At 65.6% G+C, this 24,622-nt stretch carries 21 protein-coding genes; 12 read left to right on the top strand and 9 right to left on the bottom strand.

The window, feature by feature from the left end; translation table 11 throughout:
* Positions 1 to 95 precede the first annotated feature (95 nt).
* On the bottom strand, positions 96 to 1,430 hold the full coding sequence (locus tag ACQY5B_RS08070) for a PQQ-like beta-propeller repeat protein (protein ID WP_420325669.1): 1,335 nt from the start codon (positions 1,428 to 1,430) through the stop codon (positions 96 to 98).
* Between the two features lie 65 nt (positions 1,431 to 1,495).
* Positions 1,496 to 2,152 (bottom strand): tetratricopeptide repeat protein, encoded by a 657-nt coding sequence (locus ACQY5B_RS08065; protein WP_420325670.1) that lies wholly within the window; start codon positions 2,150 to 2,152, stop codon positions 1,496 to 1,498.
* Between the two features lie 346 nt (positions 2,153 to 2,498).
* Here ACQY5B_RS08065 and ACQY5B_RS08060 point away from each other — a divergent pair, with 346 nt between their 5' ends.
* Both ACQY5B_RS08060 and ACQY5B_RS08055 read left to right on the top strand, forming a co-directional pair.
* A complete protein-coding gene (locus ACQY5B_RS08060) occupies positions 2,499 to 4,442 on the top strand; it encodes an efflux RND transporter periplasmic adaptor subunit (RefSeq protein WP_420325671.1) in 1,944 nt (647 codons plus the stop codon).
* Positions 4,439 to 8,260, top strand: coding sequence for an efflux RND transporter permease subunit (locus tag ACQY5B_RS08055; RefSeq protein WP_420325672.1), 3,822 nt, complete (start codon positions 4,439 to 4,441; stop codon positions 8,258 to 8,260). The genes ACQY5B_RS08060 and ACQY5B_RS08055 overlap by 4 nt, the downstream gene beginning before the upstream one ends.
* 129 nt (positions 8,261 to 8,389) lie before the next feature.
* Here the strand turns inward: ACQY5B_RS08055 and ACQY5B_RS08050 are convergent, their stop codons facing one another.
* Together ACQY5B_RS08050 and ACQY5B_RS08045 are read right to left on the bottom strand one after the other, a co-directional pair.
* Positions 8,390 to 8,560 (bottom strand): DUF2256 domain-containing protein, encoded by a 171-nt coding sequence (locus ACQY5B_RS08050; protein WP_305971126.1) that lies wholly within the window; start codon positions 8,558 to 8,560, stop codon positions 8,390 to 8,392.
* The gene (locus ACQY5B_RS08045) at positions 8,560 to 10,071 is read right to left on the bottom strand and encodes an FAD-binding domain-containing protein (protein ID WP_420325673.1); all 1,512 of its coding nucleotides are present in this window, start codon (positions 10,069 to 10,071) and stop codon (positions 8,560 to 8,562) included. Before ACQY5B_RS08045 ends, ACQY5B_RS08050 begins: the two co-directional genes overlap by 1 nt.
* A gap of 89 nt (positions 10,072 to 10,160) precedes the next feature.
* On the opposite strand from ACQY5B_RS08045, the gene pepN reads away from it, so the two are divergent.
* The 4 genes from pepN (at position 10,161) to ACQY5B_RS08025 (ending at position 15,203) form a co-directional block, all read left to right on the top strand.
* Positions 10,161 to 12,713, top strand: a complete 2,553-nt coding sequence (gene pepN / locus ACQY5B_RS08040) for an aminopeptidase N (RefSeq protein WP_420325674.1) — start codon at positions 10,161 to 10,163, stop codon at positions 12,711 to 12,713.
* Between the two features lie 185 nt (positions 12,714 to 12,898).
* Positions 12,899 to 13,642 carry an SDR family oxidoreductase gene (locus ACQY5B_RS08035; RefSeq protein WP_305971123.1) on the top strand — a complete coding sequence of 248 codons (744 nt, stop codon included), beginning with the start codon at positions 12,899 to 12,901 and terminating at the stop codon, positions 13,640 to 13,642.
* The gene (locus tag ACQY5B_RS08030; RefSeq protein ID WP_305971122.1) at positions 13,639 to 14,070 is read left to right on the top strand and encodes a hypothetical protein; all 432 of its coding nucleotides are present in this window, start codon (positions 13,639 to 13,641) and stop codon (positions 14,068 to 14,070) included. Before ACQY5B_RS08035 ends, ACQY5B_RS08030 begins: the two co-directional genes overlap by 4 nt.
* A gap of 269 nt (positions 14,071 to 14,339) precedes the next feature.
* The gene (locus ACQY5B_RS08025) at positions 14,340 to 15,203 is read left to right on the top strand and encodes a GNAT family N-acetyltransferase (RefSeq protein WP_305971121.1); all 864 of its coding nucleotides are present in this window, start codon (positions 14,340 to 14,342) and stop codon (positions 15,201 to 15,203) included.
* Positions 15,204 to 15,206: 3 nt separating this feature from the next.
* On the opposite strand, the gene ACQY5B_RS08020 is transcribed toward ACQY5B_RS08025, so the two are convergent.
* The gene (locus tag ACQY5B_RS08020; protein ID WP_420325675.1) at positions 15,207 to 15,968 is read right to left on the bottom strand and encodes a transglycosylase SLT domain-containing protein; all 762 of its coding nucleotides are present in this window, start codon (positions 15,966 to 15,968) and stop codon (positions 15,207 to 15,209) included.
* 243 nt (positions 15,969 to 16,211) lie between these two features.
* Here ACQY5B_RS08020 and ACQY5B_RS08015 point away from each other — a divergent pair, with 243 nt between their 5' ends.
* Both ACQY5B_RS08015 and gatB read left to right on the top strand, forming a co-directional pair.
* Positions 16,212 to 17,444, top strand: coding sequence for a hypothetical protein (locus ACQY5B_RS08015; protein WP_420325676.1), 1,233 nt, complete (start codon positions 16,212 to 16,214; stop codon positions 17,442 to 17,444).
* A 71-nt stretch (positions 17,445 to 17,515) separates the two neighbouring features.
* Positions 17,516 to 19,030: an Asp-tRNA(Asn)/Glu-tRNA(Gln) amidotransferase subunit GatB gene (gene gatB / locus ACQY5B_RS08010; RefSeq protein ID WP_420325677.1), complete on the top strand. Its 1,515-nt coding sequence runs from the start codon at positions 17,516 to 17,518 to the stop codon at positions 19,028 to 19,030.
* A gap of 362 nt (positions 19,031 to 19,392) precedes the next feature.
* On the opposite strand, the gene ACQY5B_RS08005 is transcribed toward gatB, so the two are convergent.
* Positions 19,393 to 19,650, bottom strand: coding sequence for a BolA family protein (locus ACQY5B_RS08005; RefSeq protein WP_305971117.1), 258 nt, complete (start codon positions 19,648 to 19,650; stop codon positions 19,393 to 19,395).
* Positions 19,651 to 19,723: 73 nt separating this feature from the next.
* Between ACQY5B_RS08005 and ACQY5B_RS08000 the strand changes: the two genes are divergently transcribed.
* The 3 genes from ACQY5B_RS08000 (at position 19,724) to ACQY5B_RS07990 (ending at position 21,026) form a co-directional block, all read left to right on the top strand.
* A complete protein-coding gene (locus tag ACQY5B_RS08000) occupies positions 19,724 to 20,350 on the top strand; it encodes a J domain-containing protein (RefSeq protein WP_420325678.1) in 627 nt (208 codons plus the stop codon).
* Positions 20,351 to 20,595: 245 nt separating this feature from the next.
* Positions 20,596 to 20,928 carry a trypsin-like serine peptidase gene (locus ACQY5B_RS07995; RefSeq protein WP_420325679.1) on the top strand — a complete coding sequence of 111 codons (333 nt, stop codon included), beginning with the start codon at positions 20,596 to 20,598 and terminating at the stop codon, positions 20,926 to 20,928.
* Positions 20,871 to 21,026: an invasion associated locus B family protein gene (locus ACQY5B_RS07990; RefSeq protein ID WP_371931802.1), complete on the top strand. Its 156-nt coding sequence runs from the start codon at positions 20,871 to 20,873 to the stop codon at positions 21,024 to 21,026. Before ACQY5B_RS07995 ends, ACQY5B_RS07990 begins: the two co-directional genes overlap by 58 nt.
* Positions 21,027 to 21,200: 174 nt before the next feature.
* Here ACQY5B_RS07990 and msrB read toward each other — a convergent pair whose 3' ends face one another.
* The gene (gene msrB / locus ACQY5B_RS07985; RefSeq protein ID WP_420325680.1) at positions 21,201 to 21,665 is read right to left on the bottom strand and encodes a peptide-methionine (R)-S-oxide reductase MsrB; all 465 of its coding nucleotides are present in this window, start codon (positions 21,663 to 21,665) and stop codon (positions 21,201 to 21,203) included.
* A gap of 119 nt (positions 21,666 to 21,784) precedes the next feature.
* Positions 21,785 to 22,351, bottom strand: a complete 567-nt coding sequence (locus ACQY5B_RS07980; RefSeq protein ID WP_371931800.1) for a fasciclin domain-containing protein — start codon at positions 22,349 to 22,351, stop codon at positions 21,785 to 21,787.
* 231 nt (positions 22,352 to 22,582) lie between these two features.
* On the opposite strand from ACQY5B_RS07980, the gene ACQY5B_RS07975 reads away from it, so the two are divergent.
* Entirely contained in the window at positions 22,583 to 23,956 is a 1,374-nt protein-coding gene (locus ACQY5B_RS07975; protein ID WP_420325681.1) for an L-serine ammonia-lyase, read from the top strand.
* 21 nt (positions 23,957 to 23,977) lie between these two features.
* On the opposite strand, the gene ACQY5B_RS07970 is transcribed toward ACQY5B_RS07975, so the two are convergent.
* Positions 23,978 to 24,538, bottom strand: coding sequence for a helix-turn-helix domain-containing protein (locus ACQY5B_RS07970; RefSeq protein WP_305971113.1), 561 nt, complete (start codon positions 24,536 to 24,538; stop codon positions 23,978 to 23,980).
* Positions 24,539 to 24,622 lie beyond the last annotated feature (84 nt).

Below are 24,622 nucleotides of genomic sequence, written 5' to 3'. Positions count from 1 at the left end.
TTTCAAAGCAGGGCGAAAGGGGCATCCCGGCGCCACGGTACAGTCCGGGCGCCAGTGCACCGCGGTCTCGCCGGCGCGGGTACGGGAGACGGGCCTCAGCGATAGGCGTGCAGAACGCCCTTGCGGGACACGACATAGAGCGTGCCGCCCGCCACCACGGGGCGCGTGGTGGCGCCACCCGGGATCGCGATTTCCTGCAGCAGCTTTCCGTCCACCGGGTTGAAGGCCCGGATCTTGCCGTCCGAACTGGCCACGATCAGGCGGCCCCCCGCCAGGACCGGACCGTGGTTGGCAAAGGCGCCGTCGCGGCGGCGGTTCGGGTTGCGCGTCGGGCGATAGCCCGGCAGGTCGCGGCTCCAGATTTCCTGCCCGGTTCCGGCATCGAGCCGGACCAGCTGGTTGAGGTCGGAGACGAAGAACACCGAATCGCCTGCCGGCCACATCGGACCCAGCGCGCCTCTCTTGGCGGTCCAGATCCGCTCTCCGTTGTAGACCGACAGCGCCACCGCGCGGCCCGAGTGGTTGCCGGCAAAGACCCGGTCGCCCGCGATCACCGGATCGCCGGTGATATCGTTGATTCCGGCGATGGTGACGCCGGTACGGCGGCCCAAAAGCTCGGCGTTCCAGACCTGCAGCCCGCCCTGCCGGAAGGCCGCCGAGACGGCGCCCGATCCGAAGGCGAAGACAACGTACTTGTCGTTGATCGCGGGGGCCGGTGCCCCTGCGATGTTGTTGAAATCCTTGGTGCCGTCGAACTGCCAGCGAACGCGGCCATCGTCGCTTTCGATCGCCCAGGCGGTGCTGTCGCCCGAGACGACGTAGACCAGCCCGTCACGATAGCTGGGCGCGCCGGTGGCGGTGTTCTTGAGGTCCTGCTCCCAGAGCATTTGCCCGGTGGCCGGGTCAAGCGCCGTCAGCATGCCGAAGCCGGAGGACACGAACAGCTTGCCGTCGCCGTAGGCCAGCCCGCCGCCCTGACCTTCGGGGGCCTTGTCGCGCTGCGGGACAAGGGTCGCGGACCACAGCTGCTGACCCGAGGTTGCGGTCGCCCGGACCTGGTGGTTGGCGTCCATCGTGAAGATGCGGCCGCCGGCGACGATCGGATCTGCGTTCAACCGCGTCTTGCGCCCGTCGCCCGCACCGATCCCGACCGAGAACAGCGGTTTCAGGGCCAGCCCCAAGGCCGCGTTCGTGACACGGACCATCGGCGAGACGGGGCTTTGCGCCCAATCGGTGTTGCTGACGCTGGCGGGCGTGGAAAATGCGCGGGCCTGCGGGCCGGTCTCTGCCGGGTCGGTGCCTTCGTCGTACCCGCCGGTCAGCACGTCCCGGACATTCAGACGTTCCCCCGGAAGGATCTGCTCGCTCTTGGCACAGGCCGTCAGCGCCAGCGCGGCCAGCGAAATCAGCAGAGAGGTCTTGCGCAGCATCACCATGCCCCTTTTCGTCACTACCCGGGGCCCTGCCCCCCGCCGTGCGCCCCGCCTGAGCGGGCTCAGTTACCGGGCGCGTCGCCGCCCAGTGCCACAATCAGTTGACCGGCGCGGCGCTGCAAGCCCTGCGTCGCCTCGGCATCTTCGGCCAGCCGTTCAAGCCGTGCGATCGCGGCGTCACGGTCGCCGGTTTCGATCTCGATCAGCGCCAGTTGTTCCTCCGCCAGCAGGCGCAGCGGCTGCCCCGGCACGGCCAGCGCCTCGAATCCTGCGCGGCGCTCTTCGACCGGCAGGACGGATGCGCCGCGGGTCAGGGCCTTGTAACTGGCGATCTGGCGATAGATGGCCGGGATCTCGGTATTGTCGGCGACCGCCTGAAGACGGGCGACCGCCTCGGCGTCATCGCCGGCGGTGCCTTCCTCGGCAGCGGTCAGCATCGACAGGATCGCCGCGCCGCCGGTGGTCGGCGGTTCGATCGCCGTCAGCGCGTCGATGCGCTGCGCCGGTTCCTCGGCGTCGAGCGCGTCAAGCACGCTATCGCCAAAGGCCTGGGCCTGAGATTCGGCAGAGGCGATCCGCCATTCGCGCCAGGCGGTGCCGCCGACGATGAGAAGCACGATGACCACGCCAACCCAGCCCCACTTGCGCAAAGTGGCGTAAAGGCGGTCGCGTTTGACCTCTTCGGTCACCTCGTCGATAAAACTGTCGGCGTCGCTCAAACGGGCCCCCTCCGGTTGGTTTTCTCCCTCTTACATGCCCCGCAGCGCAGTGCCAAGGCGAGAAGGCATACCCGCAAGGGCCGTTTCCCGCGCCGAAACGGGCTTGGCGAATTGTCGCGTAAATGCCGATTAATCGTGAAACTCTCGCAGAATTGTCGAAAAAGCGCCGCTTTGCAGGGCAAAAACCACGCCCGTGCTTGAAGCCTACGTTGCGGCACCCTAAAACTGAACGAAACGGTTCAGCCCGGACTCGTCCGGGTCGGCAGGGGTCGGGCCGGCTCGGCACCGTAACGATCAACAGGATGTGCGACGGGCCACGCGGTTCGGCGCCGAGAGGACGAAGACGATGCGCATCATGTCTATCCTGACCGCCTGCCTTGTGGCTGCGGTCCTTTACGCGGTTGTATTCGAGCGCGACCGACTGCTGGAGTTCGCTCGCGAGGTGGCCCCGGCGGCGCAGGGGGACGTGGCAGATGGCGGCCCCGCCCCTTCCGAAGATGCGGACCCGGCGCTGGAGGCGGGCGCCCCCGATGCCCTCCCCGAAGGCGCGGTGCGCGTGATGGCCAAGCGGTCGGTGGCTCAGGTGGTCGACAGCGAGGTGATCCTGCGCGGCGAAACCGAGGCCGTCCGCCAGGTCGAGGTGCGGGCCGAGACCTCGGGCAAGATCGTGTCCGAACCGCTGCGCAAAGGATCGCTGGTCGAAGCCGGACAACTGCTGTGCGAGATCGACCCGGGCACCAGCCAAGTCTCGCTGCAAGAGGCGCTGGCCCGACTCGCGGAATCCAAGGCCCGGTTGCCCGAGGCCAAGGCGCGTCTGGCCGAAGCGGAGGCGCAACTGCCCTCTGCCAAGGCCCGCATCCTAGAGGCCGAAGCCGCCGTGCCCGCCGCCGAGGCGCAACTGGCCGAGGCCCGCGCCAGCGTCCCCGCCGCCGAGGCCCTGCTGGCCGAGGCAAAGGCGCGGGTGCCCGAGTTCGAGGCCCGGCTGGAAGAGGCCGAGGCCCGCGTCCCCGAGGCAGAGGCGCGGCTGGCAGAGGCCAAGGCCGCCGTGCCCGCCGCCGAGGCCCGCCTGAAAGAGGCAGAGGCCGGCGTGCCCGCCGCCGAGGCCCTGTTGGCCGAGGCAGAGGCCCGCGTGCCCGAGGCCGAGGCGCGCTTGAAGCAGGCACAGGCACAGGTGCGCGAGGCAGAAATCAACCTGCGCGCCGCGCAGGAACTGGCCCGCGACGGCTTTGCCGCGCAGACCCGGCTGGCTGCGGCCGAAGCCACCTACGAGACCGCCCTGACCGCTGTGCAAACCGCGCAACTTGGCCTGAAATCCGCCGCCTCCGGCATCGAGGCGGCCAAGTCTCAACTCCAGGGCGCGCTGGCCGCCGTCCAGACCGCCAAGAGCCAGGTCGAAACCGCCAAGGCTGCCGTGCAGGCCGCTCAAAGCGGCATCCGCAATGCCCGCGCCGGGGTGATCTCGGCCAAGGCCCAGATCCAGAACGCCCTGGCCGGCGTGCAATCCGCGCAGAGCCAGTTGCAGGGGGCCAAGGCCGCCGTGGCCTCGGCCCTCTCCGGTGTCGAAGGTGCCAAGGCGGCGGTCATCGCCGCCCGTGCCCAGCTTGAAACTGCGACGGCGGGTATCCAGTCCGCCAAGACCGGCGAGGAAAGCGCGCTGAGCGCGATCCAGTCCGCCGAGGCCGCCGTCGCCTCGGCCCGGCGCGAGATCGACCGGCTGAAGGTGCATGCGCCCTTTGCCGGTCTGCTGGAAACCGACACGGCGGAATTGGGCGCACTGCTGCAACCCGGTTCGGCCTGCGCAACCGTGATCCAGCTGAACCCGATCAAGATTGTCGGCTACGTGCCCGAAACCACCGTGGCGCGCGTGATGGTCGGGGCCAAGGCGGGCGCGCGGCTGACCAACGGCCGCGTCGTGCAGGGTGAGGTCACCTTCGTCTCGCGCAGCGCCGATCCGACCACGCGCACCTTCCTCGTGGAACTGACGGTCGACAACTCCGACCTGACCATCCGCGACGGCGAAACCGCCGAAGTTGCCATCGAGGCCGAGGGGGCCAAGGCGCATCTGCTGCCGCAATCCACCCTGACCCTGAACGACCAGGGCAAGCTGGGCGTGCGCACGGTCAAGCCGGACGACAGCGTGCAATGGATGGATGTCTCGATCCTGCGTGACACCCGCGATGGCGTCTGGATCACCGGCCTGCCGGATGAGATCAACGTGATCACCGTCGGTCAGGAATACGTCACCAATGGCGTGACCGTGGTGCCGAGATACGAGGATATCATACAATGACCGGCATCATCGACTGGGCCGCCGCGCGCGCCCGAATGATCATCGCCTTCATCGTGCTCAGTCTGGTGGCCGGGGCCTATGCCTACGTGTCGCTGCCCAAGGAGGGTGAACCGGACATCGAGATCCCGGCGCTCTTCGTCTCGGTCCCCTTCCCCGGCATTTCCGCCGCCGACGCCGAAAAGCTGCTGGTCAAGCCCATGGAGACCGAGCTCTCGGATCTCGACGGGCTCGAGAAGATGACGGCCACCGCCGCCGAGGGCTATGCGGGCCTGGCACTGGAGTTCGAGTTCGGCTGGGACAAGACCAAGATCATCGCCGACGTACGCGACGGCATGAACAATGCCGAGGCCGAGTTCCCCGAAGGCGCCGAAAAATACTCGATCAATGAGATCAACTTTTCCGAATTCCCGATCCTGATCGTCAACCTCTCCGGCCCGGTTCCGGAACGTACGCTGAACAAGGTCGCCAAGGACCTGCAGGACCGGCTCGAGGCGCTCGATTCGGTGCTGGAGGCCGGGATCGCGGGCAACCGCGACGAGATGCTGGAAGTGGTCATCGACCCGCTGCGACTGGAAAGCTACAACGTCACCGCGGATGAGCTGATCCGCGTGGTCCAGAACAACAACCAGCTGATTGCCGCCGGCGAGGTCGAAACGGAAAACGGCGCCTTTTCGGTCAAGATCCCCTCCAGCTTTGACGATGCGCGCGATGTCTATGACCTGCCGGTCAAGGTGAACGGCGACCGCGTCGTGACGCTGGGCGACCTGGCCGCGATCAACCTGACCTTCGAGGACCGCAAGGGCACGGCGCGCTTCAACGGAGAGCAGACCGTCGCGCTGCAGGTGGTCAAGCGCAAGGGCTTCAACATCATCGACACCGTGGCGCAGGTGAAGGCCGAGCTTGCCGCCGCGCAGGGGACCTGGCCCGACGAGTTGCGCGCGGTGCTGGACGTGGGCACCTCGAACGACCAGAGCCGCCAGGTGGCCAGCATGGTCAGCCAGCTCGAAGGCTCGGTTCTGACGGCCATCGCGCTGGTGATGATCGTGGTGCTGGCAAGCCTGGGCCTGCGCCCCGCCCTGCTGGTGGGGTTTGCCATCCCCACCTCTTTCCTGTTGTGTTTCGTGCTGCTGGCGACGATGGGCGTGACGATCTCGAACATCGTGATGTTCGGGCTGATCCTGGCCGTGGGCATCCTGGTCGACGGCGCCATCGTGGTGGTGGAATACGCCGACAAGCGCATCGCCGAGGGCACCGGCCCGATGCATGCCTATGTCGAGGCCGCGCACCGGATGTTCTGGCCGGTTGTCTCGTCCACGGCGACGACGCTTTGCGCCTTTCTGCCGATGCTCTTCTGGCCCGGCGTCGCGGGCGAATTCATGGGCATGTTGCCGATCACCATCATCTTCGTGCTGACCGCCTCGCTGGTGGTGGCGCTGATCTACCTGCCGGTCATGGGCGGCGTCTCGGGACGATTCTCGCGCAACGTGCACCGCGCCGGCGACTGGCTGCGCGCGCGCCTGCACTGGACGCTGCGGGTGCTGCTGGTGCCGGTGGCGATCCTTGGGCTGTTCACCGGCGCGATGATGGTGCTGAACCCCAGCTACCTGGGTCCGACAGAGGCGACGGGCTGGGCCGCGCATATGCCCGGCGTCGTGATCTTTGTGCTCTTTGCGGTGATCTCTTCCGTGGTGATGGACGCCGCCGAAATCCGGCGCAAGCCCAAGCGCATCGAGTCGCGCAGCCGCCGGACCCCGTTCGGCAGTTTCACCAAGCTGATCGCCGGCAACCCGGTCATGCCTCTGGTGACGGTTGGGGCCGTGATCATGTTCGTGGTCAGCGTCTTCGCCTACTACGGCGAGAACAACAACGGCGTGGATTTCTTCGTCGAGAGCGAACCGGAACAGGCCATCGTCTACGTCCGCGCGCGCGGCAACCTGAGCCTGGCGGAAAAGGACGCGCTGGTAAAACGGGCCGAGCAGATCGTGCTGACCCATCCCGGCATCCTCAACGCCTTCTCCTTTGCCGGTGAAGGCGGGCTGGACAACAACACCGGCGGTGCGATGGCCCCCAAGGACACCATCGGCCAGGTCCAGTTCGAAACCATCGCCTGGGCCGACCGCCCGGCCTATGCCCGTGCCAACGATGTCCCGCTGGCGCAACTGGACGGGGACGTGATCCTTGACGACCTGACCGAGAAGCTGGAGCGCATCCCTGGCGTCGAGATCGAGATCCTGGCCCAGGCGCGTGGCCCGGCCAGCGCCAAGCCGGTACACCTGCAACTGAAGGGCGACGACTGGACCGCCCTGCTGGAGGCCGCGAGCATTGCGCGCACGAAATTCGACAACACCCCCGGCCTGACCCTGATCGAGGACACCCGCCCTCTGCCCGGCATCGACTGGCAGATCGACGTGGACGTGGAAAAGGCGGGCCGCTACGGCGCCGACGTGGCCACCGTGGGCGCGATGGTGCAGCTGGTGACGCGCGGGCTGGCCATCGGCAGCTATACCCCAGGCACCTCGGACGAGGAAATCGACATCCGCGTGCGCCTGCCCGAGGAAAACCGCGTCCTGTCCACGCTGGACAGCCTCAAGGTCCGCACCCCGGACGGGCTGGTGCCGCTGGTCAACTTCATCACCCGCGAGCCGGTGGCCAAGCTGGCCGAGATCGAGCGCATCGACCAGACGCGCTATTTCGACGTCAAGGCCGGTGTGCGCGAAAGCCTGATGGAAATCGGCTGGGACGTCACGACAACCGGCCCCGACGGCGCAGAGGCGACCGAGTTCGTGCCGCTGATGACCGGCGTGGAACTGGACCCGGAAACAGCCGATGTCTCGACCGCGGACTGGAGCCATGACTTTGGCCGCTCGTCGGGGTTCTTCGAATGGCTGATGGGGGCCAATATCCGTCACTTCGGCGACGTGCGCCTGCTGACCGACGCGACACCCGAAGAGATCGTCGCGCAGGCGGATACAGGCGAGCGCTCCAAGCTCAAGGTCGTGCCGGTGACGGGCACGGAACGGATCGGCGTCCTGACCGACTGGCTGGAAACCGACCCGCTGCCAGCGGGCATCGAATGGGAATGGACCGGCGATCAGGAGGACCAGGAGGAAAGCCAGGCCTTCCTGCAATCGGCCTTTGGCGGCGCATTGTTCCTGATGTTCATCATCCTGCTGGCGCAGTTCAACAGCTTCTACAACTCGGTGCTGGTGCTGCTGGCGGTGATCCTGTCCACGACGGGCGTGCTGATCGGGATGCTGGTGATGGATCAGTATTTCTCGATCATCATGACCGGGACCGGGATCGTGGCGCTGGCAGGCATTGTCGTGAACAACAACATCGTCCTGATCGACACCTACCAGGAGTATTCGCGCTACATGCCCCGGATCGAGGCCATCGTGCGCACGGCGCAGGACCGGATCCGCCCGGTGCTGCTGACCACGATTACGACGATGGCGGGCCTTGCGCCGATGATGTTGGGGCTCAGCCTCGACTTCTTCAACGGCGGCTATTCGATCGACAGCCCGACCGCCCTGTGGTGGAAGAACCTGGCCACGGCCGTGGTCTTCGGCCTTGGGATCGCGACGGTGCTGACGCTGGTCTTTACCCCCGCGATGCTGGCGATCCGGGTCTGGTTCACGACCTATGTGCTGTGGTTCGCGCGGCTGCTGGCGCGGCTCAGCTTTGGCCGCGGCAGTCGCGTGGCCCGCGACTGGGCCCTGAACCGCGCGGCGCGCCAGGTTAAATCGCCCGAAATCATCTGGGAGGATGCGCCGGCCAGCACGATGGAACTGACGCAGGACCTGCGCGCAGCAGAGTGAACTGAAAGCGGATCGGCCCGCCGGCGTGGGCCGATCCGCGGGACCTGCGGTACATATCTGACGGCGCTGCCCCAGTTGCGCAAAGCGCGGCCCCCGAAGTCTTTCGAGCCCAATGAAACGCTGTGCCAGTCAGGGACGACCTGCGTTCGCCTTGTCGGATTTGCGGGTGCGGCGGCAGCGGTCGGAACAATAGCGGACCTCTGCCCAGACCTTTTCCCATTTCTTGCGCCAGGTGAACGGGCGGCCGCAGGTCGCGCAGGTCTTGACCGGCAAATCGCCCTTGCGGGTGCCGCGCGGCATCAGAAATCGAAACTCTGCTGGCGGCTGTCGCCGGTGGGGCGCCGTTTTCGAGGCGCGCGGTCGTTGACGAAATGGCGTTGCGGATCCTTGCGCGAGGCGTGCTTTCGCACCACCCGTGCGGCTTCGTCATGGAACCCCTCATTCTTGCGCACCGACCAGATGGCATCGCGGGCGGTCCTTGCCGCCTGTTTCACGTCGACCACCGGTGGCGGATAGTCGATCTGCCCGTCCCAGTGCCAAGGTTCCTGCAGGCAATCGTCGGGAACATCGACCAGTTCCGGACACCAGCGGCGGGTGAAGGCGCCGGTCGAGTCCTGGTCGTGGCCCTGTTTGACCGGGTTGTAGATACGCAGGGTGTTGATGCCGGTGGTGCCCGATTGCATCTGGACCTGGCTCCAGTGGATGCCCGGTTCGTAATCGGTGAACATCCGCGCCAGATGCTGACCCGTGCGCTGCCAGGGCAGCCAAAGGTGGTAGGAAGCAACGCTCATCAGCATCGAGCGCATGCGGAAATTGAGCCAGCCAGTGGCGATCAGCGAGCGCATGCAGGCATCGACAAAGGGCAGCCCGGTTTCGCCCTTTTCCCATGCCTCAAGGCGCGCGGCATCCGGGGTTTCCGGGCGCAGGCCCTCATAGGCGCGGTGCAGGGCACGCCATTCCAGATCCGGCTCGTCCTCCAGCTTCTGGATGAAATGGTCGCGCCAGGCGAGGCGCGACTGAAAGCTTTTCAGGCTGCCGGACCACCCGGTCCGCGTGCCCCTAACCTCTCGCTGGCGGGCGGCGGTGGCGCGCACCGCCTCGCGCGGGCTGAGAGTGCCGAGGGCCAGGTGCGGCGACAGCCGCGAACAGGCGCTTGCGCCCTCCAGCGGTGTCGACATGGCCTTGCGATAATTCTGGCCGCGCTCTGTCAGGAAACTGTCGAGTAGCGCCTCGGCCTCGACGCGGCCGCCGCGCTGGCGTCCCGGGCAGGGATCGATGGCCAACCCCAGATCGGCAGCCTCTGGCAGGGCGTCGGACGGTTGCTGGACGGGCGGCAGCGCCCCGGGCGCCGGCAGCGGATCCTGCGCCATCAGCCGGTTGCGATGGGCGGCCCAGCCGTCACGGTCGTGTCGGCCACGGCGCACCGCCGATTGCGGCAGTTCCTGCCAGCGCAGGCCCTGACCAGCAGCCCAGGCGGCCACGGCCCTGTCACGGGCAAAACTCCAGGCGTTGCCGGTTTCCTCGGTGCTGACCAACCAGTTTGCCCCGGTTTCCGCGCGCAGCGCCTCCAGCACGTCGACCGCCGGGCCGAACCGGATCACAAGGTCGCTGCCAAGGGCACGCAGGTCGGCGCGCAGCCCGGCCAGCGTCTCGCACAGAAAGGCGTACTGGCGAGCAGAGGCGTCGGGCTGTTGCCACAGGCCCGGTTCAACGATGTAAAGCGGCAGGACAGGCCCGATCTCGCAAGCGCGCAACAACGCCGCGTTGTCGGCTACGCGCAGATTGCGCTTGAACCAGAGGATCACGGACATCAGGTCTCCTTTCGGCGGCGGTGCCATTGCAGCCCCCTCGGCTCCGACCTAGGGTCACGGCCAACAGCTTCCAGCCCCGCGAGGACCCGATGAAAGACGCCGCACCCAAGACCATCTATCTCAAGGACTACACTCCCTTCGGCTGGCAGGTCAGCGATGTGCACCTGACCTTTCGCCTTGCGCCCAAGTCGACGCGGGTGATCTCGAAAATCCATTTCGCGCCCAACCCCGAGGCCCGGGCACAGGACTTCTTTCTGCATGGCGAGGACCTGAAACTGATCCGCGCCACCATCGACGGGGTCGAGGTGACGCCGGAAGTCACGCCCGAGGGCCTGCGCTGTGCCGTGCCGGAAGGCCCGTTCCTCTGGGAAGCGGAGGTGGAAATCGCGCCCGAAGACAACACCGCGCTGGAGGGGCTGTACATGTCCAGTGGCATGTACTGCACCCAGTGCGAGGCCGAAGGATTCCGCAAGATCACCTATTACCCCGACCGCCCCGACGTCATGAGCGTCTTTTCCGTGCGGATCGAGGGGGATTTGCCGGTGCTGCTGTCGAATGGCAATTCGGTCGACCGGGGCGAGGGCTGGGCCGAGTGGCACGATCCCTGGCCGAAGCCCGCCTACCTGTTTGCACTGGTTGCCGGCGATCTCGTCAACCACCCGGACCGCTTCACCACCCGGTCGGGCAAGGAGGTCAAACTGAACATCTGGGTGCGACCGGGAGACGAAGGCAAATGCGCCTTCGGCATGGAGGCGCTGAAGAAGTCGATGAAATGGGACGAGGATGTCTATGGCCGAGAATACGACCTCGACGTCTTTAACATCGTCGCCGTGGACGATTTCAACATGGGTGCGATGGAAAACAAGGGGCTGAACATCTTCAACTCCTCCTGCGTCCTGGCTTCGCCCGAAACCTCGACCGATGCCAATTTCGAACGCATCGAGGCGATCATCGCGCATGAGTATTTCCACAACTGGACCGGCAACCGCATCACCTGCCGCGACTGGTTCCAGCTGTGTCTGAAGGAAGGACTGACCGTCTTCCGCGACCAGCAGTTCACCGCAGACGTGCGTTCGGCCCCGGTGGCGCGCATCGACAATGTGGCCATGCTGCGCGGGCGCCAGTTCCCCGAGGACCAGGGACCGCTGGCGCACCCGGTCAGGCCCGAGAGTTTCCAGGAGATCAACAACTTCTACACCGCCACGGTCTATGAGAAAGGCGCCGAGGTGATCGGCATGCTGAAACGGCTGGTGGGCGATGCGGATTACGCCAAGGCGCTGGATCTGTATTTCGAGCGCCACGACGGCGATGCCGCCACGATCGAGGATTGGCTCAAGGTCTTCGAGGATGCCACCGGCCGCGACCTGTCGCAGTTCAAGCGCTGGTACAGCCAAGCCGGCACGCCGCGGGTCGAGGTGACCGAGGATTGGGCCGACGGAACCTATACGCTGACCTTCAAGCAGCACACGCCGCCCACGCCCGGACAGGACGTCAAGGAACCGCAGGTCATCCCCATGGCCGTGGGCCTGCTCAATCCCAACGGCGACGAGGTGGTGCCGACCCGCGTTCTGGAGATCACCCAAGCCGAACAGAGCTTTTCCTTTGACGGGCTGGCCGCGCGGCCGGTGCCCTCGATCAACCGCGAGTTTTCCGCCCCCGTGGTACTGGAACGCGAACAGAGCCGCGAGGAACGAGCCTTTCTGCTGGCCCATGACACCGATCCCTTCAACCGTTGGGAGGCCTCTCGCCTGCTGGCCCGTGACAGCCTGATCGCCATGATCACCGAGGATGCCGGCCCCGACCTGGCCTGGCTGGACGGGCTGGAAAGGCTCTTGCGGGACCGCGATCTCGACCCGGCCTTCCGGGCGATGATGATGGGACGGCCCTCGGATTCGGAACTGGCGCAGGTGCTGTTCGAACGCGGCGTGACACCGGACCCGGACGCGATCTGGCAGGCCAAGGAAACGCTGGTTCAGGTCATGGCGGAACGCTGGGCCGACCTGCTGCCTCAGCTTGCCGCCGAAGGCCGGGTGGACGCGCCTTTTGCGCCGACCGCCGAGCAATCGGGCAAACGCGCCCTTGGCGGTTCCGCCCTGTCGCTGATCACCCAACTGGATGGCGGCAAGGCGGCGGAGGAGCAATTCGCCGGGGCCGACAACATGACGCTGCAACTTTCGGCGCTGGGGCAACTGGTGCGGGCTGGCAAGGATACAGAGGCGCTCTCCTCTTTCGAACAGCAGTGGAAGGGCGACCGGCTGGTCATGGACAAGTGGTTCGGGCTGCAGATCGGGATGACCGCGCCGGACAACGTGGTTCCGCGCGCCGAGGCGCTGACCGGGCATCCGGATTTCGACTGGAAAAACCCCAACCGGTTCCGCGCGGTTATGGGTTCTGTGGCCATGAGCCACGCCGGGTTCCATCGCAAGGACGGCGCGGGCTATGCCCTGCTCACCGACTGGCTGATCCGTCTCGATGACCTGAACCCGCAGACCACGGCGCGCATGACCTCGGCCTTCCAGACCTGGAAACGCTACGACGCGGACCGCCAGGACTTGATGCGGGCAGAACTGGAACGCCTGCAGGCCAAACCCAAGCTGAGCCGCGACACAGGCGAGATGGTGGCGCGCATCCTGGGCGCCTGAGCCCGCGGGGCGGCTGAAACGGCATTTGCCAGCAAGAAGGGCGCCGGGCACGCAAGCAATCTTGTGGCCCGCGCCAAAACCGCGATAGCCTGAGGCCGAACCACTCCGGAGACCGCGATGCGCCCTGTCCTTACCTTCGCCGGCCGCAGGCCGTCCCCACCCTTTTACGCCCGGACACTCCGCGCATGAACGGCGCGCTGATCATCACCGGCGCCAGCGCCGGGATCGGTGCGGCCACCGCGCGCATGGCGGCCTTTTCGGGCTGGCAGCGGATCGTCGTCCATTACGGCCAGGACAAGGCCGGGGCCGAAACGACCGCGGCGATGGTCGAAAGCATGGGGGCACAGGCCTACCTGGTGCAGGCGGATGTCTCCAAGCCCAAGGCCATCGAGAAGATGTTTGCCAAGCTGCGCGAGCTTAAGCCCGGTCCGGTCGGTCTGGTCAACAACGCCGGCATCGTCTCTCCCCACGGCAGCATTGAAGACCTGACGCCCGAACGGGTCCAGAAAGTCTTTGCCGTCAATGTTTTCGGCGCGATCGAGGTCGCCCGGCAGACCGTCGGCCTGATGCGCGAATGGGGCATGGGGGGCGGGATCGTGAACATCTCCTCGATGGCCGCGCGACTGGGGTCGGCCCACCAGTACGTCGACTATGCGGCCAGCAAGGGCGCCATCGACACCTTTACCCTGGGACTTGCCGATGAATTGGCGCCGGAGGGGATCCGCGTCAACGCCATCCGCCCCGGTCTGATCGAAACGGATATCCACGCCAAGGGCGGCCAGCCCGACCGGCTGGAACGACTGGCCCCGACCACGCCCATGCGGCGCGCCGGCACGACCGAGGAATGCGCCGAGGCGATCCTCTGGCTGCTGTCCGAGCGGGCCTCCTATGTCACCCGTTCCATTCTGGACGTGTCGGGGGGACGGTGAACAGCCCCTTGGAACATGCTTCTTCGGGCCGGTCGCTGCGGGCCTTTCTGGTGCTGATGCTGGTCTGGCTGGCGGCCATGACGCTGTGGTTCGTGCTACAAGCCTCGATCTGGATCGTCGGTGCGCTGCTTTTGGTCAGCCTCCCGGCCCTTATCGATTTCAGTACCGGGCGCAGCGCTTGGTTGCGATTGGACGACAACATGCTCCGCTGGGGATCGGGCGGGGCAACGGGCGAGGTTGCGTTGTCTCGGATCGCAGTGGCCCGCTTCGAAACGCGACTCGATTTCTCGATCCGGGTGCGGCTGGTGCTGGATGACGGGCGCCGCATCACTCTGCCGCAGGACAGCCTGCCGCCACATCCCCGGCTGCAAAAGGCGTTGGAGACGCGGGACATCAAGACGGAGCGGCATCATTTCGGGCTGATCTGACGCCTCAACAAATCGTCGCGCAACATACTGTTTAATTGAAATAATTTCAATCTCAGCCCGCCAGAACCACATCCCCTGACCCTAGCTTTTCCAAGGACAGACAGGCCTGAAACCGGCAACGACACCCCGCTGTCTGGACCGCCGAATGGCAAGCCATCGCCGAAACCCTATGTCATGGGCGTGCACCCGCCGCAGCTGTGGTGTAAACTGCTCATGTAAGAGGCGCGCCCGTCATGGAAGTGTCACTAAATTATGATCTTGGGGCTAGAATGAAAGACCGCATCGACCCGCTGATCGCCGAACGCGCGCCCTGGTTGTTTTCCAGTTCTCCGGTTGTCCGGCCTGCCCGGGCCGTGCTGAACCGCATGTTGGGGTATGAAAAGACCATCGAGATCGGGACGCTCGTCAAGGACATGACCGCTGACCAGATCATGCAGGTCATGGCCGAGATGCTGGCCAAGGACCTGGAGTTCACGGGGCTTGAGAACGTGCCGCGACAGGGGCCGGCACTGATCGTGTCGAACCATCCGACCGGCATCGCCGACGGGATCATGCTGCATCACGTCATCGGCAAGATCCGGCGCGATACCTATTACTTTGCCAACCACGACATCATGCGCGTCCTGCCGCAATACGCCGAGATGATCGCCCCCGTCGAATGGCGCAAGGAAAAGCGCAGCCACGGCAAGACACGCGAGACGATGGCCTATACCCGCAAGGCGGTGGATGAAGGCCGGCTGGGTGTCATCTTCCCCTCGGGCCGCTTGGCGAAACGGCGCGGTCTGTCTCTGCATGAACGGCCCTGGATGGCCAGCGCGGCGATGATCGCGCGCAAGTTCGACCTGCCGGTCATCCCGGTGAACATCCGGGCCCGAAACTCGGTCCTGTTCTACCTGTTCGACCTGCTGCACCCGACGCTGCGCGACATCACCCTGTTCTACGAAACGCTGAACAAGGCCCGCCAGCCCTACCGCATCACCGTGGGCGAGGCGATCTCTCCCAAGGCGCTGCCTGCCAAGTCCGAGGACGGGATCGAGATGCTGCGCCGGGCAACCCTTGCCCTGGGGGGACCCAAGGCACCGGCGGTGTCGCTGGTGGATGCGACGCGCCGGCCCAGCTGGCTGAAGGCCTGAGCCTCAGTCCTCTGCCGGCACCGGGGCGTCCGCGACGTCCTGGACAGGGCCCAGCCCCTCGGGGCGTAGAACAGGGCGCAGTGACCGCGCAAGGCCCGTGCAATAGCTTTGCGACCGTGTCCAGGACTTGATGTCCTCGCGCTTGCGCCGGGAATGGAACGGCCCCCAATCCGCCGCCACACCCCGCATGCCGCGGCTTATGACCTTGTCGCGCGGCACGGTGACCGCCATGATCCGCAGCGCACAGGACAGGTTGTCCTCGGGGTCTTTCAACGCCGCGCCACTGCGCGCCTTGCATTTGTAGAAGCGCGCGGTTGGTGGATAGATCTGTACCAGCCCGAACCAGCGCCCGCCACCGCCCACGGCCCAGGGGCGATGGGTGCTTTCGTGCCAGGCGAGGGCCGAGATCAACCCGACCCAGAAAGCCTCTCTTTGAGTGCGGCCTGCACTGGGATAGGCCGGGCAGTACTCGGCGATGTCGCGCGGCACGAGGTCCGGCAATTGGCTGGCCTGCGCACGCAACCCCCGCAGGGCCGCGATGCTCCAGCTACGGCTGCCCTCGATATTGTCCCAGCGCGCCTTGGGCACGACGATCGTCTTGCGCGCCTTGGGCCGCAAGGACTCTGGAACCGCGAGGCGCGAAATCTCTGCCGCGGGTGGGCTGACCGGCGCATGCAGGGCAACGGCCCCGGCGGGATCGGGATTAGCGAAAGCAGCCTGACCCGCAAGGGCGAGACCGCAAAGAATGGCAGCAGCTTTTTTCATTTGTCCTGAAATGTCGCCCGGGGCGCTGAACGTTGCAAGCGTAGCTGCCGCCGCAGGGCCATGAACCACCGAAAAACAAGGCGGATCTCTGCCAATCGCCCCAGCCTTGGCGATGCACTGTTCGCCCGCCCGCAACATGTTGTCCCCCGCCCGGCACCAAAGCCCGGCCTTCGCCGGCAGAAAGACAGCGCAATTCCCGCAAGCCGCCGGATTTTGGCCGCGAATCGCGGGCAGTTTGAGGTCATGACGATACATCACCTGTTTCCCTCGGTACGCGCCGTACGCGCTCGTTTGTCGCCCCGTTTGGCGATCCCCGCCACCATCCCGGCCACGATACCCCCGGCGCCTCGGCATCCGCCGGTCCACATCCCCCTGTGCGATCCCGGCCCCGATGCGCTGGCCTGTGAGCATCTGCGCGCACGCGGGCAGTTTCTGGCCCGGCAGGAGGACTGGGAACAGCTGGCCACGGAAATCGCCACGGCAGAGGCCGAGCGGCGCCTGACTCCGGGACTGCGCTCGGCCGCGTCGATGCTGGCCGAGGGCGCGCGCCGCGACGTGACCGCGGCCATCGCCGAGGCGATCAACCGGGGCCAACCGCGCGAGGTGCAGGCAACCGTCGCCTCGCTGGACCCCTTGCTGGCCGAGATGCCCGCCTGCCCTGTGATCGCCCAGATCGTCGCGACGGTTCATGTCGAGACGGCTCGTGCCTGGCGCGCCGCCGACGATGCAACAGCCCCCGCGACCGACCGCCTCAAGGCTTTTGCCCGGCATATGGCCACCGCAACGCGACTGAACGACCGGTTCGACCCTTTCGAGCATCAGTCACCGCTCTGGGCGGTGGTGCGTTGCGCGGTGCTGGAGGCGGATCCGGCGCCGCGGGACCGCGTGGCCGACGATTTCGAGGATCTGATCGATCTCGACCCCGGCAACCCCTGGCACATGTGGCAGTTCGGCAAGGCCCTGCGCCCCACGCGCTTTGGCAGCTGGGAACAGCTGGATGCGCAGGCCCGGCGCACCGCGGCGCGGACCGGCGATCTCTGGGGCAGCGGCGGCTATGCCTGGATCTACCTTGGCGCGCTCTGCAAAGAGGCCGGCGCATTTTCCCGACTGGATGCCGAGCTCTTCGTGGAAGGGCTGCACGACATTCTGACGCGTCATCCGACGCAGGACATGGCCAACCGGATGGCCGCCCTGATCGGGCACACGCTGGGCGGGCCGACCCCGACGGGCAGCACGCGGCGCCGGGTCGCGGATTGCCTGGGCTGGATTGCGCAGGATCACCTGCGAGAGTTGCATCCCGAGATCTGGGCCAAGGTTCCTGAACGCCAGACAGGCGGAACCCCTCACCACCGCGCGGCCCATCCGGGCGAGGCGCGCGCGTTGGACTGCCTAGCAGAGTTCTATGCCCCCGCGCTGGACACGGGTCGGCGGTTACACTTCGGGCCGGATGGAATGCGGATGATCAAGGAGGACTGACGGGCGGGCCTTGCCCCCTGCCCCGCGCTGTTCTAGACCGCTCGGCAACCCGTTTTCCGATGAGGACCGCCATGCTGGATCTGACCTATGAAGCGCCCAAACCCAAGGTGATCGCCGGGGCCAAGCACGACTGGGAGCTGGTCATCGGGATGGAGGTGCACGCGCAGGTGGCCAGCCAGGCCAAGCTGTTCTCGGGCGCCTCGACCAAATTCGGTGCCGAACCCAACTCCAACGTCTCCTTCGTGGATGCGGCCATGCCCGGCATGCTGCCCGTGATCAACGAATACTGCATCGAACAGGCGGTGCGCACCGGGCTGGGCCTGAAGGCGGAAATCAACCTAGTCAGCGCCTTCGACCGCAAGAACTACTTTTACCCCGACCTGCCGCAAGGTTACCAGATTTCCCAGCTTTATCATCCGCTTGTGGGTGAGGGGGAGATCATCGTCGACATGGAGCCTGGGATCGCCCGCAAGGTGCGCGTCGAGCGCATCCACGTCGAACAGGATGCGGGCAAGTCGATCCACGACATGGATCCGCACATGTCCTTCGTCGATTTGAACCGGACCGGCGTGGCACTGATGGAAATCGTCAGCCGCCCCGACATCCGCGGGCCGGAAGAGGCCGCGGCCTATATCGCCAAGCTGCGGCAGATCCTGCGCTACCTGGGCACCTGCGACGGCAACATGCAGAACGGCAACCTGCGGGCCGACGTCAACGTCTCAGTCTGCCTGCCGGGGCAGTATGAGAAATACATGGAAACGCAGGATTTTTCGCATCTCGGCACGCGCTGCGAAATCAAGAACATGAACTCGATGCGGTTCATCCAGCAGGCCATCGACTATGAGGCCAAGCGCCAGATCGGGATTCTCGAGGCAGGCGGAGAAATCGTCCAGGAGACCCGCCTTTACGATCCGGACAAGGGCGAAACGCGGTCCATGCGGTCCAAGGAAGAAGCCCACGATTACAGGTACTTCCCCTGCCCCGACCTGCTTCCGCTGGAAATCGAACAGGGTTGGGTGGACGACATCGCCGCCAGCCTGCCGGAACTGCCGGACGAGAAAAAGGCGCGGTTCGTCAAGGACTTCGGCCTGTCGGAATACGATGCCAGCGTGCTGACCGCAGAGGTGGTGAACGCCACCTATTTCGAGGAGGTCGTGACCGCCTCGGGCGATGGCAAGCTCTCGGCCAACTGGGTCATCAACGAGCTGTTCGGCCGCCTCAAGAAAGACGACACCGAGATCACCGAAAGCCCGGTCAATCCCGCTCAACTGGCCGGAATCATTAGGCTTATCAAGTCGGATGCCATCAGCGGCAAGATCGCCAAGGACCTCTTCGAGATCGTCTATACCGAGGGCGGCGACCCGGAAAAGATCGTCGAAGAGCGCGGCATGAAGCAGGTGACAGACACCGGCGCCATCGAAACGGCGGTGGACGAAATCATCGCCGCCAACCCGGCGCAGGTGGAAAAAGCCAAGCAGAACCCGAAACTTGCGGGTTGGTTCGTGGGCCAGGTCATGAAGGCCACCGGCGGCAAGGCGAACCCCAAGGCCGTCAACCAGATCGTCAGCGCCAAGCTGGGATTGTAAGGCGTCTTTCGACCTTTGGGCCCTGTACAAAACGTACCTTTTGTACGGCGTTTTCCGCAATTTGTACAAAACATGCGACGCGGCCCACCGGGGCCGCGTTTCGCGTTTCCGCACGCCGGTCCTTGCGGGCAAGGCCCCAACCTGCCCCAAGGTAAGGAATCCCTTACTGCCGTCGCGTCAACGCAATTTGTTAACGTTCTGTTACCGGGGGTTGATAGATCTCCAGAGCGTCAGGATTGATCGGCGCGACACGCAAAAGATTGAAACGGGGGCTTTCATCCGTTTGTTGACTGAAAGTTGGGGCGCGGTCCGCAAGGACCACGCCCCTTTTCCGTTCCCCCCTGATCGTGGCGGGCCGCAGCTCAGCCGTCGAGGTCCAGCGACAATGCGTGGATTTCCGCCACAAGATCCGGCCCGAGCGCCTTGTGCACTGCCCGGTGACGGGCGATGCGGCTTTTGCCTGCCAGTTCCGGCGCGCGCAGCACGACGTGGAAATGGCTTTCTCCGCTGCCATCGTCGCCCGCATGGCCGGCATGGCGCGCGCTGTCGTTGCGCACCTCGATCAGGCTCGGCTGAAAGGCCGCCTCTAGTTTCATCTGGATTTCATCGGCTCGCGACATTTTTCGCAGGACCCCCTGTATCTCGTTCCGCGATAGTCTATGCTCCGGTGTCCGAGTCGAGAAGAGGTGCGAGATGAGCAAACCTGACCCCTTCGGTTTCGACATGTCCGTTAAGTCCGCGAAAAAGAAAAACCCACGCGGACGGAAGGGCATGACTGGCGCACAGGAGACATCCACGCGCATCTGCGACCATGACGGTTGCGAGGAACCGGGCAAATTCCGCGCGCCCAAGGCGCCTGACGTGCTGGATGATTTCTACTGGTTCTGCAAGGACCACGTCCGGGAATACAACGCCAAGTGGTCCTTCTTCGACGGCAAGACCGAGGCGGAGATGAACGCCCAGGAATCCTCGGACAAGGTCTGGGAGCGCAAGACCAAGGACTGGCGCGACCCCGAGGCCAAGGCTTGGGCGCGGCTGGGCATCGAGGACCCGCACCAGGTTCTGGGCGACAAGGCCACGCGCAACCCCGGCCGCAACAAGGCCGGCGGCGGCCGCAAGCTGCCCCCGACCGAACGCAAGGCCTTGGATATCCTCGACGCCAAGGACAACATGTCCAAGGCCGAGATCCGCAAGGTCTACAAGTCGCTCATCAAGGTGCTGCACCCGGACATGAACGGCGGCGATCGCAGCCAGGAAGAGCAGTTGCAGCAGGTGGTCTGGGCTTGGGACCAGATCAAGGACAGCCGCAGCTTCAAGTAGGCGGCACCCGGGTCGGGACGCGGGTTGGACATTTCTTTGAGTCAGAGGCTGGGTCCGGGTATTCCGGACCCATTTTCGTCGGGTTCCGGTGCTAGACTGGGTCAAACCGCCAGGAGTTCGATTCGCATGTCCGCCACCCGCCGCCGCCTGACCCTTTCGGCGCAGCACCTGCCGCTGGTTCCTTCGATTTCGATCCGGACCGGCACTCCGGCCTGCCGCTGATCGTCATCGGCCACCCGATCGAGATGGCCCAGCACATCAGCCGCAAGGGATGCCGGGCGGCGGCGCGCAATCTGCTGGCGAACAACCGGCTCCGCCACACCTGTGACACGCTGCGCGGCAATTCCGGCTCGCCGGTGATCGGCGAGGACGGTCGCAAGGTCGTGGCTCTGCATCACGCCGGGGATTCGATCAACGGCGTCAATTTTGCCGTCCCGATTGCAGCCATCGCTGAACAATCGCCTATCCTGGCCGCGCTGACCGAAGACGCGAAACCTGTCACGGCCAGGCCGCCGCGCGGATCGGAGTCACCGCCGAGACGCTGTCGCGGCTGGAACGGGGACGGCAGGCGACGCTGACCATCTACCCGGCGGCAGCCCCGGATACCCCCGTGGCGCTGCCCATTTCCCTACGCGGTTTCACCCGTACTCTGTCGGAGGTTTCCACAATGAACTGAGCAAGTCCGGCAGGCCCCTTCGACCGGGTTGCAGAATTCGCTGGACAGGAAAATTGACGCCACGTAACGTCGGATTCGGGCAATTTTTCAGCCCTTAAGACCCACCAACGGAAACGGGCGCGTGGCCCTAGTCCAGCCACACGCCCGTTTTTCTTTGTCTGCCGCGCCGCCCCGTCAGGCCGGGCGGAATTTCAGGCTGACACCGTTGATGCAATGGCGTTTGCCCGTGGGCGGCGGACCATCGTCAAAGATGTGCCCCAGATGCGAGCCGCAACGGCGACAATGGCATTCGGTCCGGGTCACGAAGAGCTTGCGATCGGGCTTGGTCTCGATGGCGTTCGGCAGGGCCTGATAGAACGAGGGCCAGCCGGTGCCGCTCTTGAACTTGGCTTCCGATGCGTAAAGCGGCAGGTCACAGCCCTTGCACAGAAAGGTGCCCTTGCGCGTTTCGTCGTTGAGCGGCGAGGTGAAGGCGCGTTCCGTCCCTTCCTCGCGCATGACGCGGTATTCCGCATCGGTCAGCATGGCGCGCCATTCCGCCTTGCTGCGGGTGATCTCGAAATTGCCGTCGGCGGCCAGGGCGCTGCGCGTGAAGAACGGCAGCACAGCCCCGGCGGCGATAAAGTTGCGTCGTTTCATCGGGGCCTCCTCTTTTGCGGGAAAGATTGCGCACCCCGGCCTGCGGGGGCAAGCACGGGGCGCGCACGATTGCGCGAGGCGCGAACTGGGGGTTGCTTTGCCACGCGCAACCGATCGCTTTACTGCTTGGGCAGCAAGACGCGGTCGATGACGTGGATCACGCCGTTCGACTGCTTGACGTCCGCGATGGTGACGGTCGCGGTGCGCCCGTTCTCGTCGGTCAGGGTGATCTCGTCGCCATCCATCTTGGCCTGCAGGGTGCAGCCGCCGACCGTGGGCACCGGGTGCATGCCGCCGTCATCGGCGATCATGCCGGCAATGGCGTCGGACATGGCGTTGGCCGCCACGACGTGACAGGTCAGGATCGTGGTCAGCTGGTCCTTGGCCTCGGGCTGCAGCAGCGCGTTCAGGCTTTCGGGCTTGATCTTGCCGAAGGCGTCATCGGTCGGCGCGAAGACGGTGAACGGGCCTTCGCCGGACAGCGTGTCGACAAGGCCGGCCGCCTTGACCGCGGTGACGAGCGTTTCGTGATCTGCCGAGTTCACGGCGTTTTCGACGATGGTCTTGTCGGGGAACATCGGGGCGCCACCCACCATCGGGTTGCCGGTATCGGAATGGCTGGCCGCAAAGGCGGCGCCGGACACGGTCACGAGGGCAACTGCTGCGAAGGTCTTGAGGGGTTTCATTTGGTGTTCCTTCCTGTTTCTTTGTCGTTTCGGGGGCTGCACCTCCTTGGTGCGGCTGACCGGAGTCACGAGACAGCGAGACGAAAGTTTCGCGCCGGACGATCACAAGCCGTTCACGGAACCGTGAGCACCCCGGTGCCAAGCGCGCCTTTGATGGACGTCATGTCGTTTTCGGCAGCGGCATCGGTGGTGAGCTGCGCTACATGAGGCGCAAGAATACAAGGAGCGCAGATGTTTCTTTCGGTCTTCGACATGTTCAAGGTGGGGATCGGCCCGTCGTCCTCGCACACGATGGGCCCAATGGTCGCGGCGGCCCGTTTCCTGGACAAGCTGCGCGCCGCGCCCTTCGCGGTTCACGGGCTGCGCGCCTCGCTGCACGGCTCGCTGGCCTTTACCGGGGTGGGCCATGCCACCGACCGCGCCACGGTGCTGGGGCTGGCCGGTTTCGTGCCGGAAACCTACGACAACGACAAGGCCGAGGCAGCACTGGCTGAGATCGCGAAAACCCACAGCGTCACGCCCGAGGGCCTGCCCGCGCTGCGGTTCGACCCGTCCCGGGACCTTGTCTTCGATTACGACGAGACGCTGCCGGGCCATGCCAATGGGATGATCCTGCGGGCCACGGACGCGCAGGGCGACGTGATCCTGCAAGAGGTCTACTACTCGGTCGGCGGCGGCTTTGTCCTGACAGAGGCGGAACTGGCCGCCGGCAAGGACACGGATGAGGGTGCCCCTGTCCCCCACCCTTTCAAGACCGCCGCGGAAATGCTTGACATGGCGAAGAAATCCGGGCGCAGCATCGCCGAGATGAAACGCGCGAACGAGGTGTCGCGCGGGTGTGCCGACAGCCTGGACAAGGGGGTGGCCCGGATCTGGCAGGTGATGGAGGACTGCATCGACCGGGGCCTGACCTCGGACGGGGTGCTGCCCGGCGGGCTGAACGTGAAACGCCGCGCCAAGAACATCCATGACCAGTTGCAGGCCGAACGGGGCATGAACCTCAGCGCGCCGCACACGATCAACGACTGGATGAGCGTCTACGCGATGGCGGTGAACGAGGAAAACGCCGCCGGGGGCCAGGTGGTCACGGCCCCCACCAACGGTGCGGCAGGCGTTGTCCCGGCGGTGATCCGCTACTGGCTGGACCATGTGCCCGGCGCCACGCGCGCCCGCATCCCCGAGTTCCTGCTGACCGCTGCGGCAATCGGCGGTTTGGTGAAATACAACGCTTCGATCTCGGGCGCCGAGGCCGGCTGCCAGGCCGAGGTCGGCAGCGCCAGTGCAATGGCGGCGGCGGGGCTGTGCGCCGTGATGGGCGGGACGCCGGAACAGGTTGAAAACGCCGCTGAAATCGCGCTGGAACATCACCTTGGCATGACCTGCGACCCGGTCAAGGGGCTGGTCCAGGTGCCCTGTATCGAACGCAACGGTCTGGGCGCGATCAAGGCGGTCTCGGCCGCCTCGCTTTCGCTGCGGGGGGACGGCACCCACCTTGTGCCGCTCGATGCCTGCATCGAGACCATGCGCCAGACCGGCCACGACATGAGCGAGAAATACAAGGAGACCTCGCTGGGCGGGCTGGCGGTCAACGTGCCCAACTGCTGATCCCGGATCGGGGCGCGGCGCTCAGCTGGTGACGCTCACCATCATGAACTTGGCGCCTTGTCCGCGATCCGTGACCAGCCGCACCTCGCCGTGTTCGCGATAGCGCAGCGAGTCCCCCGCGCCGAGATTATAGCCCGATCCGTCCAGGCTGACGTGCAGATAGCCGCTGAGCAGCACGATATGGTGCTCCTGACCGACAACCTCGGGCGATTCCTGCACCATCTCGGAATTGGGCGTCATCTTGCATTCGACCACCTCGCCAGCCAGGGCCGAGGCCGCAGGAGAGACGAACCGCTTGGCCAGCCCGGTCTCGCCATCACGCCAGACCGCCTGTTCCTCGCGCGTGACATGGGCGGAAAACCCGTCCTCGATCATGGCAAAAAGGCGGGAGAGGGACATGTCATGCGCCGCCGCCAGGCGCGAAAGAACCTCTGCCGAAGGACTGACCTCGGCGTTTTCCAGCCGCGACAGCGCCGCGCGGCTGACGCCGCTTGCAGCGGCGAGTTGATCCAGCGTCCAGCCACGGGCAGCCCGTAGCGCCGACAGGCGCCCGGCGAGGCGGACCGTCAGATCGCTCTTCATTTTTATCCCCCCGGGAAACAATCCCGTATCTCGAATTAGATACAGATTCCCGCTGAAAGGCAAGAATTGCGCGGCTTCGGTCCT

The organism is Antarctobacter sp. (genome assembly GCF_965277915.1).
Taxonomy (GTDB): Bacteria; Pseudomonadota; Alphaproteobacteria; order Rhodobacterales; family Rhodobacteraceae; genus Antarctobacter.
This window is presented reverse-complemented; position numbering and strand designations above follow the sequence as displayed.